Raw genomic sequence first — 13,903 nt, forward strand, 5'->3', positions numbered from 1 at the left:
GACACCACTGAATCCCGCCCAAACAAAAACGGCAGCCTCAATGGGCTGCCGTTTTGTTTACCGCAGATTTACTACAGGCTCGAAAGCATGTCCTTGGCCTCGCCACGCTGTTTCTCGTCACCCTCGGTCAACACTTCGTTGAGGATGTCGCGCGCACCATCGCTGTCACCCATGTCGATGTAGGCCTGGGCCAGATCAAGCTTGGTTGCAGCTTCGTCGGTGCCGGCGAGGAAGTCGAAATCGTCTTCGCCCAGATCACCACCGATTGCCGCATCGGCTTCGGTGAAGGTCGGCTCGGCAATGCTCTGCGACAGGCGATCCAGCTCGGCGTTGACGTCATCCAGCTCGGCCGCGAACGCATCGGGTTCGGCCGCAGGATTGCTGTCCATTTCGTCGGCCAGCGACAGATCGAAATCGGCCGGCAGCTCCAGATCATCCTGTGGCACGTCAGCCACCACTGGCGCCTCGACCGGAGGCAGATCCTTCACGCCTTCGTCCAGATCCAGCAGGAAGTCATCGTCCGCCAGATCAACCGCAGGCGCCGGCTCGACCCCCAGGTCCATATCCAGGTCGAAGTCCGACAGGTCGTCCAAGTTCTCCTTGATCTCGGTCTGCTGTTGCAGCACCGATTCAAAGCTCAGGTCGTCGTCAGACGGGAATTCGTCCAGCTCGACCGGGGCTTCAGGCTCAACCACTGGCGCAGGCTCGACCGGGGTGATGTTGTCGAGATCGTCCAGACTCAGATCAAACGCGCTGTCCAGATCATCTTCCACTGGCGTCGGCGCAGGTGCTTCTGGCTCATCCAGCAGCAGCTCCTTGACGTATTGCGCGTCCAGCTCAGCAGCCACGGCAGCAGCGGCCAGACCCGTAGCAGCCACGACGGCCATGGCCGGAAAGCGGCTTTTCAGCTCCTCGACCTTGGCGAAGTTGTCACCATTGGCCACCAGCTGACGCTCCTGACCGACGAACGCATCGCGATCGCCCTGCTGACCGTAGACTTCCATCAGCTTCAGACGCAGATCACTGCGCTGCGGCTCCAGGCTGACGCCCTCTTCGAGCAGCGCGGCGGCCTGATTCAGGCGACCGGCGTTGATGTGCGATTGCGCCTTGTCGAGCACGTCATCGGAACGCTCGGCGGCCGGTGCCACCAGCGGCGCAGCGATTGGCTCAGCCATTACGATCGGCGCCACTACCGGAGCCACGACGGGAGCAGGAGCAGGCGCCGGGGTGTTGAGTTTGACGCTTGCCGCCGGAGTTTCCAGGCCTTCGAAGCTGCTTTCCGGCAGATCCTGTTCGGCGGAGAACTCTTGCTCTTCCGACAGAGCACGGGCCATGCGCATGTGTTTTTCGGCTTCCTGCTGGGCTTTGCGGCGACGCGCCAGCAGCAACAGCAGAAGCAGCAGAACGACGGCACCACCACCGACCAGACCCAGCAGGATCGGATTGGTCAGCAGCTCGTTGAAGGTCTTTTCATCATCGGCGGCAGGCTTGGTTTCGACAACCGGTTCGACCACAGGCTCAACCGGCGTCTCGGCAGGTGGCGCAATGGCGGATTCTGGCGTCGGCGCTGCTTCTGCAGGAGTAGCCGGCGGTGTGGCTGCCAGTTCAGCAGTGATCGCCGGAACTGGTGCGACTGCGCCATTCGCGGCCGGCGCAGCGCCCGCCCCTTCAGCCTGCAGTTTCGCCAGTTGATTGTTCTTCAGCTCGATCAGTTTTTGCAGCTTGTCCATCTGACTTTGCAGATCGGACATACGGCTTTTCAGTTCCTCGTTGTCACGACGGGTCGTGTCGAGGTTTTCCTGAGTGACCGCAAGCTTGTTGCTCAAGGCTTGGGCGTCACCTGCCGGACCTTTGCCGCGCGCCTTGGCACTTTCGGCGGAGACCAGGCTCAGATTGTCCTGGGCGTTCTGGGCACCAGCAGTATTGCCGCGACCACGGTTGGTCGCATCGAGCTGCTGCTGACCGGCGCCGGGCTTGGCCACATAACGACGGCCCTGACGCCAGGCTTCGTTCTGCGCCGCCACTTCAGCAATCGCTTTCGATTGCGGCAATGCAGTGCTTTGCACCGAATCCGGCAGACGCAGCACCTGACCGGTTTTCAGACGGTTGATGTTGCCGCCAATGAACGCATCCGGGTTCAGCGCTTGAATGGCCAGCATGGTCTGCTGCACCGAACCACCGTTGCGCGCCTTCGCGGCGATTTCCCAGAGGGTATCGCGCGGCGTAGTGGTGTATTGCGTCGGGTGCGTGGCGCCAGTGGTCGGTGCGGTGATGGTCTGCGACGGCGCCGGTTGTGCGGCGGCATCAGCGGTCTGTGGCGAGAACTTCGACGGATCGAGCAGCACGCTGTAGTCGCGCAGCAGACGGCCATTCGGCCACATCACCTGCACGAGGAATTTGACCATTGGTTCCGACAACGGCTTGCTCGAGGTGACGCGCAGCACGCTTTTGCCGCTGGCGTTGAGCACCGGAGTGAAGGTCAGATCGTTGAGGAAGGCCTGGCGATCAACGCCGGCTTTAGCGAAATCTTCAGGGGAAGCCAGGCTCGGCACCACTTCGGCAGCGGTGAGATCCTTGACGTCGAGCAGCTCGATCTCGGCCACCAGCGGCTGGTTCAGGGTCGACTTCAGGGTCAGCTCCCCGAGCCCGAGGGCATGCGCCATACCGGAGGACAGCGCCGAGGCGGCCGCTATTGCTAACACCAGTTTGCGAACTTGAACCATAGCCTCATCCTTTGTTTGAACGTTCCTCGGCCAGCGAGAAGATGTTGAATACCGCTGCCGTAAGGCATTGCGCGCGACGACGACAGATGTCGCGCGCGATCATTTCTTTGATGCCCCGGAATGTCCCGGAGGGTGACACGTTATCAAGCGATCTGGGCAAGCATAGCGCTCACCTAGAATCAGTCGACAAATTGTTGCCAAGTATCTTTTACAGCAGGTCTTTTATCAACAACTCAGCTACCTGCACAGCGTTAAGGGCCGCGCCTTTGCGTACGTTATCTGACGTCAGCCACAGATTTAGTTCCGCCGGGTCGTCGACACCACTGCGCACGCGACCGACATAAATAACATCCTGCCCCACCGCGTCACCGACTGCGGTCGGATAATCGCCGGCCTCGACCAGCTCGATACCCGGCGCATCTTCGAGTGCAGCGTTGACTTTTGCCAGGTCGACAGCCGACGTTGACTGCAAGGTCACGCTAAAGCTATCGCCAAAAAACACCGGGGCTTGAACGCAAGTTGCGGAAATCTTTAATAAAGGCAAAGCCAGCACCTGACGCAGCTCGCGCACCAGACGTTTTTCCAGCAGCGTATGGCCCTGGGCGTCAGGTGTGCCGACCTGAGCCAGCAGGTTGAAGGCCATCTGCCGATCGAAGAAAGTCGGTTCCAATGGGCGCATGTTCAGCAGCTCGGCGGTCTGTCGCGCCAGCTCAGTCACGGCTTCACGACCTTGGGCGGAAACGGCCAGATTGGCGGTGACATTCACATATTGCAGATCGATCAGATCGAGCAGCGGCGCCAGCACCACGGCCAGCGAAGTGGCCGACGGGCTTGGACTGCTGACCTGGAACGGCGCCTTCAGACCGGCGAGCACTTCGGCGTTGGCTTCCGGCACGATTTGCGGCGCCTGATCGGCCGGCAAGGCGCCGGACAAGTCGATCAGCGAGCAACCGGCGGCGTGGGCACGGGCGGCGTAGCTCAGGGTAATCGCCGGGCCTGCGGCGAAAAACACCAGTTTGACTTTGCTGAAGTCGAACTCGTCGACTTCGCGAACGCGTACGTTCTTGTTGCGGAACAGCACCGAACTGCCGGCGGATTCGCTGCTCGCCAACAGGTGCAGGTTAGCAACCGGGAAGCTGCGTTCTTCGAGAATCTGTACGAGGGTTTCGCCGACAGTACCGGTGGCGCCGATCACGGCAATATCTAGGGTCTGGGTCATGGTGCGAGCCTCTGGCGAAACGGGGGGAGCGGCACTTTACCGGGTGACTGGCGCACAGGCAATTTCTGCCCACCCAGATCGTTCCCACGCTCTGCGTGGGAATGCCACATCGGACGCTCTGCGTTCGGCTTGTAAAGGGACGCGGAGCGTCCCGGGATGCATTCCCACGCAGAGCGTGGGAACGATCGGCATAAAAAAACCCGCACCTCTCACAAGGCACGGGTTCTTTCATTACTTCAAGCGATCAACGCTCAAGCAAAATCCGCAACATGCGACGCAGCGGTTCGGCCGCGCCCCACAGCAGTTGGTCGCCGACGGTGAACGCGCCGAGGAACTGCGAGCCCATGTTCAGCTTGCGCAGACGGCCAACCGGCACATTCAGGGTGCCGGTGACCTTGGTCGGGCTCAGCTCCTGCATGCTGATATCGCGGTTGTTCGGCACCAGCTTGACCCAAGGGTTGTGCTGGCTGATCAGCCCTTCGATATCGGCGATCGGCACGTCTTTGTTCAGCTTGATGGTCAACGCCTGGCTGTGGCAGCGCATGGCACCGATGCGCACGCAGATGCCGTCGACCGGGATCGGGCTCTTGAAGCGACCGAGGATCTTGTTGGTCTCGGCTTGAGCTTTCCACTCTTCACGGCTTTGGCCGTTCGGCAGTTCCTTGTCGATCCACGGGATCAGGCTGCCGGCCAAAGGTACGCCGAAGTTTTCCGTCGGGTAGGCTTCGCTGCGCATGGCATCGGCCACGCGACGGTCGATGTCGAGGATCGCGCTGGCCGGATCGGCCAGTTGATCAGCGACAGCGGCGTGGGTCGCGCCCATTTGCTTGATCAGTTCACGCATGTTCTGCGCGCCGGCACCGGAGGCCGCCTGATAGGTCATGGCGCTCATCCACTCGACCAGACCGGCTTCGAACAGACCGCCCAGGCCCATCAGCATCAGGCTGACGGTGCAGTTGCCGCCGATGTAGTTCTTGGTGCCCGCGTCGAGCTGCTGGTCGATGACCTTGCGGTTGACCGGATCGAGAATGATCACCGCGTCATCGTTCATGCGCAGGCTCGAGGCCGCGTCGATCCAGTAACCCTGCCAGCCGGCTTCGCGCAGCTTGGGGAACACTTCGCTGGTGTAGTCGCCGCCCTGGCAGGTCAGAATCACGTCGAGGGTCTTCAGCTCATCAATGCTGTAAGCATCCTTGAGCGGAGCAATGTCCTTGCCCACGGACGGGCCTTGGCCACCGACGTTGGAAGTGGTGAAAAACACCGGCTCGATTAGATCGAAATCCTGCTCTTCCAGCATCCGCTGCATGAGCACGGAACCGACCATCCCGCGCCAACCGATCAGACCTACACGTTTCATCGCAACTACACCTTCTTGAAAAGTGGGCCGCTGCTTTGTATTGAATTTCGCAGCGGGCCCGAGAGATTACAGATTCCGCAGCGCGGCGACTACTGCGTCGCCCATTTCCTGCGTACCGACTTTGCTACAACCGGCCGAATAGATGTCGCCGGTGCGCAGCCCTTGATCGAGGACAACGCTGACGGCTTTTTCGATGGCATCGGCCGCGTCGTGCAGATTGAAGCTGTAACGCAGCATCATCGACACCGACAGAATGGTCGCCAACGGGTTGGCAATGCCTTTGCCGGCGATGTCCGGAGCGGAACCGTGGCAAGGCTCGTACATGCCCTTGTTATTGGAGTCCAGCGAGGCCGACGGCAGCATGCCGATGGAGCCGGTGAGCATCGACGCTTCGTCGGACAGGATGTCGCCGAACATATTGTCGGTGACGATCACGTCGAACTGCTTCGGTGCGCGCACCAGTTGCATGGCGGCGTTGTCGACGTACATGTGGCTCAGTTCGACTTGCGGGTAATCCTTGGCCACTTGCTCGACCACTTCACGCCACAGTTGGCTGGAGGCCAGCACGTTGGCCTTGTCCACCGAGCAGAGTTTCTTGCCGCGAACCATGGCCATGTCGAAACCGACGCGGGCGATGCGACGGATTTCGCTTTCGCTGTACGGCAGCGTGTCGTAGGACTGACGCTCGCCGTTTTCCAGGGTGCGGGTGCCGCGTGGCGCGCCGAAGTAGATACCGCCGGTCAGCTCGCGAACGATGAGGATGTCCAGACCGGCAACGATTTCCGGCTTCAGGCTCGAAGCGTCGGCCAGTTGCGGGTACAGGATCGCCGGACGCAGGTTGCCGAACAGGCCCAGTTGCGCACGGATTTTCAGCAGACCACGCTCAGGGCGGATATCACGCTCGATGGTGTCCCATTTCGGGCCGCCGACGGCGCCCAACAGCACAGCATCGGCGGCGCGGGCACGGTCGAGGGTTTCGTCGGCCAGCGGCACGCCGTGCTTGTCGATGGCCGCGCCACCGATCAGGTCATGGCTCAGCTCGAAACCCAGGCTGTACTTGTCGTTGGCCAACTCCAGCACCTTGACCGCTTCGGCCATGATTTCCGGACCAATACCATCACCTGGGAGAATCAGAATCTGCTTGCTCATGCTTTCCTCGTGTCTTCAGTCGGTGCGCCACCTTAGGCGCGCCCGGAAAAATTCTTATCGCTCGGCCATCAGCACGATGACATCTGTACTGAACGAACCATCAGCATCAATCTCAAAATATTCGCGCACTTCATTGCCCATCGACTGCTGCAACTGGCGGATCGCCGCGCGCATCACTTCAGGCGTGCGCATGCGTTCAACCCAACTGGTGTACTCCAGACGCAGGCGCTGACGCGTGGTACTGCGCACGTGCAAACCGGCCTCGCTGACCTGCCGCAGCCACTCAGCGGCGGAATAATCGCGCACATGACTGGTGTCACGCAGCACTTCAACGCTTTGCAGGTAAGTGTCGAACAACGGACTGCCCGGTGACAACACATCAACGAACGCCGCCACACCGCCCGGTTTCAGCACCCGACGCACCTCGCGGAGGGCCACGCCGAGATCGCTCCAGTGATGCGCCGAATAACGGCTGAACACGAAGTCGAACTCGCCATCGGCAAACGGCAGGCGCTCGGCGGCGCCATCGACCGTGGCAATGTTGGTGAAACCGCGATCAACGGCAGCGGCGGCGACCACGTCGAGCATTTGCTGCGACAGGTCGTAGGCGACCACTTCCCTGACCAGCGGTGCGACGTGGAAACTGACATGACCGGCGCCGCAACCCAAGTCCAGCACCCGTGCGTTGCCCTGCCCGGCCAGCTCAGCTTGTAGCAGTGCGAATTCGGTGCCCTGCGCGTGAACGGCGCTGCTCAGGTAGGCGGCGGCCTGTTCACCGAATTGCTTTTGTACGACCTGGGTGTGCTGGGCGGTGCTGGTCATGGGGACTTCCTTTTGGGTTGGAGTCTTGTATTGCCTTTGCGGACCTCATCGCGAGCAGGCTCACTCCTACATTTGGAATGCGTTCCCCTGTAGGAGTGAGCCTGCTCGCGATGGCGCCATTCGCCATACGCAAATTATGCGTCGCGGAACAACCAAGGCTGGCTCACACGGTGCTTGGCCTCAAACGTCGCAATCGCATCACCGTCCTGCAAGGTCAGGCCAATATCGTCCAGACCATTCAACAGGCAGTGCTTGCGAAACGCATCGATCTCGAAGCTGTACACCTTGCCATCCGGACGGGTCACGGTCTGCGCTTGCAGATCGACCTGCAATTGATAACCCGGCTCGGCCTCAACCTGCTTGAATAACTCATCAACCTCAGCGTCGCTCAAGATGATCGGCAACAAGCCGTTCTTGAAGCTGTTGTTGAAGAAAATGTCGGCGTAGCTCGGCGCGATGATGCTGCGGAAACCGTATTCTTCCAGGGCCCACGGCGCGTGTTCACGGCTGGAGCCGCAACCGAAGTTCTCACGGGCCAGCAACACACTGGCGCCTTGATAACGCTCGGCGTTGAGGACGAAGTCCTTGTTCAGCGGACGCTTGGAGTTGTCTTGATACGGCTGCCCCACATCGAGGTAACGCCATTCATCGAACAGGTTCGGGCCGAAACCGGTGCGTTTGATCGACTTCAAAAACTGTTTCGGAATGATTTGGTCAGTGTCGACGTTGGCACGATCCAAAGGCGCGACAAGACCAGTGTGCTGAGTAAAAGCTTTCATGCTGTGCTCCTTTAAATCAATTCACGAACGTCGATGAAACGACCGTTCACCGCTGCCGCCGCCGCCATGGCCGGGCTGACGAGGTGGGTACGGCCACCGGCGCCCTGACGGCCTTCGAAGTTACGGTTGGACGTCGAGGCGCAATGCTCGCCGGACTCCAAACGGTCCGGGTTCATCGCCAGGCACATCGAGCAACCCGGCTCACGCCATTCGAAACCGGCTTCGAGGAAAATTTTGTCGAGACCTTCGGCTTCGGCTTGCGCCTTGACCAGACCCGAGCCCGGCACCACGATCGCTTGCTTGATGGTCGACGCGACTTTGCGGCCCTTGGCGATCACCGCCGCAGCGCGCAAGTCTTCGATGCGCGAGTTGGTGCAGGAACCGATGAATACACGATCCAGCAGAATGTCGGTGATCGCCTGATTGGCAGTCAAACCCATGTATTTCAAGGCGCGGACGATCGAGTCGCGTTTGACCAGATCCATCTCTTTGGCCGGGTCCGGCACGTTCTGATCAACGGCCAAAACCATTTCCGGGGAGGTACCCCAGCTGACTTGCGGCTTGATCTGCGCAGCGTCGAGTTCAACCACGGTATCGAATTTGGCATCGGCGTCGGAGACCAGGTTTTTCCAGGCTTCGACAGCCATGTCCCATTCCGCGCCTTTCGGGGCGAATGGACGGCCCTTCACGTAATCGACAGTCTTCTGATCCGCGGCCACCAGACCGACGCGAGCGCCAGCTTCGATGGACATGTTGCAGATGGTCATGCGGCCTTCGACGGACAAGTCGCGGATTGCGCTGCCAGCGAATTCGATGGCATGGCCGTTACCGCCGGCGGTGCCGATCTTGCCGATCACTGCGAGGACGATGTCCTTGGCGGTCACGCCGAACGGCAATTGCCCTTCAACGCGAACCAGCATGTTCTTCATTTTCTTCGCGACCAGGCACTGGGTGGCGAGCACGTGCTCGACCTCGGAAGTGCCGATACCGTGAGCCAAAGCGCCGAACGCGCCGTGGGTCGAGGTGTGCGAGTCGCCGCAGACCACGGTCATGCCCGGCAAGGTCGCGCCCTGCTCCGGGCTGATCACGTGAACGATGCCTTGGCGCACGTCATTCATCTTGAACTCGACAATGCCGTATTCATCGCAGTTGTCATCGAGGGTCTGAACCTGCAAACGCGAGACCTGGTCGGCAATGGCTTCGATGCCGCCCTTGCGCTCCGGGGTGGTCGGTACGTTGTGGTCCGGGGTCGCGATGTTGGCATCGATGCGCCAAGGCTTGCGCCCGGCCAGACGCAGGCCTTCAAAGGCTTGCGGCGAGGTCACTTCGTGGATGATGTGACGATCGATGTAGATCAGCGCCGAGCCATCGTCGCGCTGCTTGACCAAATGCGAATCCCAGAGCTTGTCGTAGAGCGTTTTGCCGGCCATCAGACGGTTCCTCATCAGCTTGTTTCTATGCCCTGGGCTTATCAATAACCCTTTGGCTTGTGAGGCCGATCCTATGGGGTTAGATTAAATAACTCAAATTCATATTTTTTATGCTTTGGATAACCAACTGGAATACGAACATGGATCTGGCCAACCTCAACGCTTTTATCGCGATTGCCGAGACCGGCAGCTTCTCCGGCGCCGGCGAACGCTTGCACCTGACACAGCCAGCGATCAGCAAACGCATCGCCGGGCTGGAGCAGCAATTGAAGGTGCGGTTGTTTGATCGGCTGGGCCGTGAAGTCGGCCTGACCGAGGCCGGGCGTGCCCTGCTGCCGCGGGCTTATCAGATTCTCAACGTGCTCGATGATACTCGCCGCGCGCTGACCAATCTGACCGGCGAAGTCAGCGGGCGCCTGACCCTGGCCACCAGTCACCACATTGGCCTGCACCGTTTGCCGCCGCTATTAAGGGAATTCACCCGTCGCTACCCACAGGTGGCGCTGGATATTCAGTTCCTCGACTCGGAAGTGGCCTACGAGGAAATTCTCCACGGCCGTGCCGAACTGGCGGTCATCACCCTCGCGCCTGAGCCACACACACTGGTCAAAGCCACACCGGTGTGGGATGACCCGCTGGATTTCGTGGTCGCCCCGGAGCATTCGCTGATCAGCAATGGCCCGGTCAATCTGGCCGACATCGCCGGTCATCCGGCGGTTTTCCCCGGTGGCAACACCTTCACCCACCATATTGTCCAGCGCTTGTTCGAGGCCCAAGGGCTGACGCCGAACATCGCCATGAGTACCAACTATCTGGAAACCATCAAGATGATGGTCTCGATCGGCCTGGCCTGGAGCGTTTTGCCGCGCACCATGCTCGATGAGCAGGTGGCGAGCATCGTATTGCCGGGCATACAGCTCAGTCGCCAGCTAGGCTATATCCTGCACACTGAACGGACGCTCTCGAACGCGGCAAGAGCCTTTATGGCGTTGCTGGATGCACAAATCGATCTGCCAGGGACTTGAGGCCAACTTGTGCTACTCCTATAGAGCCGCTGCCCCTGTGCCTAATGCCACCATCAGCTCAAGGCCTGTCCACAATGCCGAAATCTGTTGACCGAACTCCGCCGATGCCGCGTATTCAGGCGATTGACCCGCGTCATTCCGAGCAGAGCTGGGAGAGTGCGCCGCAATTGCTGGCGGCGCTCAACGGTGCGCGGCTCGGCGCCTGGTATTGGGACATCGAGCGCGGGCAGATCAGTTGGTCGCGTGGCACCCAGGCATTGTTCGGCTTCGATCCGCGGCAACCGCTGCCAGCAGATCTCGAATACCTTGATTTGCTGCCGCCGGAAGACCGCGCCAAAACCGTTCGCGCCTTCCACGCCGTGATTGCCGGTGCGCCGCTGGAACAAGCGATGCACCACCGCATCCGCTGGCCCGACGGCAGTCTGCATTGGCTGGAGATCAACGGTAGCCTGCTGCCGGACAAAAACGGCCGCCCCCGAATGATCGGGGTGATTCGTGAAATCACCCACCAGCGCCAACGCGAACAGGCCCTGAGCAGCTCGGAGAAACGTTTCGCGACACTTTTTCACCTGTGCCCGAACATGGTCTTGCTGACCCGCCAGGAAGACGGCCTGATCAGCGAAGCCAATCAGTATTTCGAAAGCCTGTTCGGCTGGCCGGTGCAGAGCGCCATCGGCCGCACCACCCTTGAGCTGGGTTTGTGGGTGCATCCGGAGCAACGCGGCGAACTGGTGAAGAAGACCAACACCAAGGGCGAATTGATCAGCATGGAGGTGCAGTTTCGCGCCAGCAACGGGCAGATTCACGACGGCATTCTCAGCGCGCAGAAAGTCGAGCTCGAAGGCCAGCCATATCTGCTCAGCACCTTCCTCGACACCACCGAACGCAAAGCCGCCGAACACGCCTTGAAGGACAGCCAGGAACGCCTCGATCTGGCGCTGGACTCGGCACAGCTCGGCACCTGGGACTGGCACATCCCCAGCGGCATGCTCTACGGTTCAGCGCGGGCCGCGCAACTGCACGGGCTGGAACCGAAACCGTTTCATGAGTCGTTCGAAGAGTTTTTCGAAGGCGTGCCCGGTGAGGAACGCGACAGCATGCGCGACGCCTACCGCAGCCTGCGCGAAGGCCCGGCGGGCAATTATCAGCTGACCTATCGCGTGCAATTGCCGGACGGCAGTTCGCGCTATCTGGAAAGCCGCGCCCGCCTCTACCGTGACGACAATGGCGCGCCGCTGCGCATGGCCGGCACCTTGCTCGACATCACTGATCAGGTCGAGCGCGAGCAGCGGCTGGTGGCCTCGGAAGAGAAATTCGCCACGCTGTTCCAGGTCAGCCCGGACCCGATCTGCGTCACCCGCCAGGACAGTGGCGAGTTCATCGAAATCAATAACAGCTTTACCCAGACCTTCGGCTGGAGCGCCGCCGACGTGATCGGCCACACCGCCGAAGAAATCGGCCTGTGGGACGCATCGGCAAAAAGCCTGCAACGCATCGAAAGGGTTATCCGCGAACAAGGCCTGAGCAACGTCGCGATCATCGTCCAGCACAAGGACGGCCAGTCGCTGACCTGCGTGATTTCCAGCCGGCAGATCAGCGTCGGCGATCAGCCCTGCATCGTCACCACCCTGCGCGACATTACCCAGCAGCAGCGCTCGGAAGCAGCGCTGAAAGCCAGTGAAGAGAAATTCGCCAAGGCGTTCCACTCCAGCCCGGACGCAATCACCATCACCGAACGCGACACCGGACGTTATCTGGAGGTCAACGACGGCTTCTGCCGTCTCACTGGCTATCGTGCTGAAGAGGTCGTGGGCAAAACCGTGTATCAGGTCGGTATCTGGGCAGAGGAAAAACAGCGCTCGGCCTTACTCGCCGAGTTACAAATCAAAGGTCGCGTGCATCATCAGGAAATGCTCGGGCGCAACAAACGCGGGGAAATGCTGACGGTGGAGGTCTCGGTCGAACCGATCACGCTAAATGAAACCGCGTGCCTGCTGCTGACCGCGCGGGACGTCAGCCTGCTGAAAAACGCCGAAGCGCAGATTCGCCATCTGGCCTATCACGACCCGCTGACCAACCTGCCCAACCGCGCCCTGCTGATGGATCGCCTGAGCCAGCAGATCGCCCTGCTCAAGCGCCACAACCTGCGCGGTGCCTTATTGTTTCTCGATCTCGATCACTTCAAGCACATCAACGACTCCCTCGGCCATCCGGTCGGGGATACGGTGCTGAAGATCATCACCGCGCGGCTCGAAGCCAGCGTGCGCATGGAAGACACGGTCGCGCGCCTCGGTGGCGATGAGTTCGTGGTATTGCTCAGCGGTCTCGAAGGCTCGCGCAATGAAGTCAGCACGCAAGTGCGCAATCTGGCCGACACCCTGCGCGAATTGCTCTCGGAACCGATGTTCCTCGACGGCCAGCGCCTGCAAGTGACGCCGAGCATCGGCGTGGCGCTGATCCCCGATCACGGCTCGACGCCGACCGACCTGCTCAAACGCGCCGACATTGCGCTGTACCGGGCCAAGGATTCCGGGCGCAACACCACGCAGATGTACCACAACACCATGCAGAAAGCCGCCAGCGAGCGGCTGCGCATGGAGACCGACCTGCGTCTGGCGCTGTCGCGCGGTGAATTCAACGTGCACTTTCAGCCGCAGGTCGATGCCCGCGACAACCGCATCATCGGCGCCGAAGCCCTGGTGCGCTGGAATCACCCGGAACTGGGCGCGCAGTCGCCTACCGAGTTCATCAAGGTGCTGGAAGACAGCGGCCTGATTCTCGAAGTCGGCACGTGGATCCTCGACGAAGCCTGCAATGCCTTCAAACAACTGATTGCGCTGAAACTGGTCGACCCGCTGAACTTCAGCCTGTGCGTCAACATCAGCCCGCGACAGTTCCGCCAGAACGATTTTGTCGAGCGCATCGAACACAGCATGAGCAGCCATGGCCTGCCCTGCTCGCTGCTGAAACTGGAAATCACCGAAGGCATCGTCATCCAGAACCTGGAAGACACCATCAGCAAAATGCGCCGGCTGAAAAAGCTCGGCGTAAGTTTCGCCATGGACGACTTCGGCACCGGTTATTCGTCGCTGACTTACCTCAAGCGGCTGCCGGTGGACACGCTGAAAATCGATCAGTCGTTTATTCGAGATGCGACCACTGACCCCAACGATGCCGAGATCATTCGCGCGATTGTCGCCATGGCGCGCAGCCTTGAGCTGGAGGTGATTGCCGAAGGTGTGGAGACCCCGGAACAACTGGCGTTCCTGCAAGGTCTGGGCTGCCATCTGTATCAGGGTTATCTGCACAGTCGACCGGTTGCGCTGGAGGATCTGAAAAAGCTCCTGCCATAACCGCTGCACGTTGCAACAGACGCGCAATTGCCACGATTTGCGGCAA

General features: G+C 60.5%; 9 protein-coding genes. 2 read left to right on the forward strand and 7 right to left on the reverse strand.

The window, feature by feature from the left end; translation table 11 throughout:
* Positions 1–71: 71 nt before the first annotated feature.
* The 7 genes from ACOYXJ_RS28635 to leuC form a co-directional block, all read right to left on the reverse strand.
* Positions 72–2,723, reverse strand: coding sequence for a FimV/HubP family polar landmark protein (locus ACOYXJ_RS28635; protein WP_460372930.1), 2,652 nt, complete (start codon positions 2,721–2,723; stop codon positions 72–74).
* A 208-nt stretch (positions 2,724–2,931) separates the two neighbouring features.
* Entirely contained in the window at positions 2,932–3,942 is a 1,011-nt protein-coding gene (locus ACOYXJ_RS28640; protein WP_460372932.1) for an aspartate-semialdehyde dehydrogenase, read from the reverse strand.
* 244 nt (positions 3,943–4,186) lie between these two features.
* Entirely contained in the window at positions 4,187–5,299 is a 1,113-nt protein-coding gene (gene asd / locus ACOYXJ_RS28645) for an aspartate-semialdehyde dehydrogenase (RefSeq protein WP_008083209.1), read from the reverse strand.
* A 66-nt stretch (positions 5,300–5,365) separates the two neighbouring features.
* Entirely contained in the window at positions 5,366–6,448 is a 1,083-nt protein-coding gene (leuB, locus tag ACOYXJ_RS28650; protein WP_460372934.1) for a 3-isopropylmalate dehydrogenase, read from the reverse strand.
* A 54-nt stretch (positions 6,449–6,502) separates the two neighbouring features.
* Positions 6,503–7,270 (reverse strand): class I SAM-dependent methyltransferase, encoded by a 768-nt coding sequence (locus tag ACOYXJ_RS28655; RefSeq protein ID WP_460372936.1) that lies wholly within the window; start codon positions 7,268–7,270, stop codon positions 6,503–6,505.
* 134 nt (positions 7,271–7,404) lie between these two features.
* Positions 7,405–8,049, reverse strand: coding sequence for a 3-isopropylmalate dehydratase small subunit (leuD, locus tag ACOYXJ_RS28660; protein ID WP_007913445.1), 645 nt, complete (start codon positions 8,047–8,049; stop codon positions 7,405–7,407).
* A gap of 11 nt (positions 8,050–8,060) precedes the next feature.
* Positions 8,061–9,479, reverse strand: coding sequence for a 3-isopropylmalate dehydratase large subunit (leuC, locus tag ACOYXJ_RS28665; RefSeq protein WP_460372938.1), 1,419 nt, complete (start codon positions 9,477–9,479; stop codon positions 8,061–8,063).
* Between the two features lie 140 nt (positions 9,480–9,619).
* Here leuC and ACOYXJ_RS28670 point away from each other — a divergent pair, with 140 nt between their 5' ends.
* A complete protein-coding gene (locus tag ACOYXJ_RS28670; protein ID WP_095123117.1) occupies positions 9,620–10,504 on the forward strand; it encodes a LysR family transcriptional regulator in 885 nt (294 codons plus the stop codon).
* Positions 10,505–10,578: 74 nt separating this feature from the next.
* Complete coding sequence (locus ACOYXJ_RS28675; protein ID WP_460372940.1) at positions 10,579–13,857, forward strand: sensor domain-containing protein; 3,279 nt, start codon at positions 10,579–10,581, stop codon at positions 13,855–13,857.
* The last annotated feature ends 46 nt before the right edge of the window (positions 13,858–13,903 follow it).

The sequence above is a fragment of the Pseudomonas sp. Tul2A7 genome (genome assembly GCF_054790505.1).

Bases quoted from the DNA above. Each gene is read 5' to 3' on its own strand.
- ACOYXJ_RS28635 (WP_460372930.1), bottom strand. From the start codon at position 2,723: ATGGTTCAAGTTCGCAAACTGGTGTTAGCAATAGCGGCCGCCTCGGCG.
- ACOYXJ_RS28640 (WP_460372932.1), bottom strand. From the start codon at position 3,942: ATGACCCAGACCCTAGATATTGCCGTGATCGGCGCCACCGGTACTGTC.
- asd (WP_008083209.1), bottom strand. From the start codon at position 5,299: ATGAAACGTGTAGGTCTGATCGGTTGGCGCGGGATGGTCGGTTCCGTG.
- leuB (WP_460372934.1), bottom strand. From the start codon at position 6,448: ATGAGCAAGCAGATTCTGATTCTCCCAGGTGATGGTATTGGTCCGGAA.
- ACOYXJ_RS28655 (WP_460372936.1), bottom strand. From the start codon at position 7,270: ATGACCAGCACCGCCCAGCACACCCAGGTCGTACAAAAGCAATTCGGT.
- leuD (WP_007913445.1), bottom strand. From the start codon at position 8,049: ATGAAAGCTTTTACTCAGCACACTGGTCTTGTCGCGCCTTTGGATCGT.
- leuC (WP_460372938.1), bottom strand. From the start codon at position 9,479: ATGGCCGGCAAAACGCTCTACGACAAGCTCTGGGATTCGCATTTGGTC.
- ACOYXJ_RS28670 (WP_095123117.1), top strand. From the start codon at position 9,620: ATGGATCTGGCCAACCTCAACGCTTTTATCGCGATTGCCGAGACCGGC.
- ACOYXJ_RS28675 (WP_460372940.1), top strand. From the start codon at position 10,579: ATGCCGAAATCTGTTGACCGAACTCCGCCGATGCCGCGTATTCAGGCG.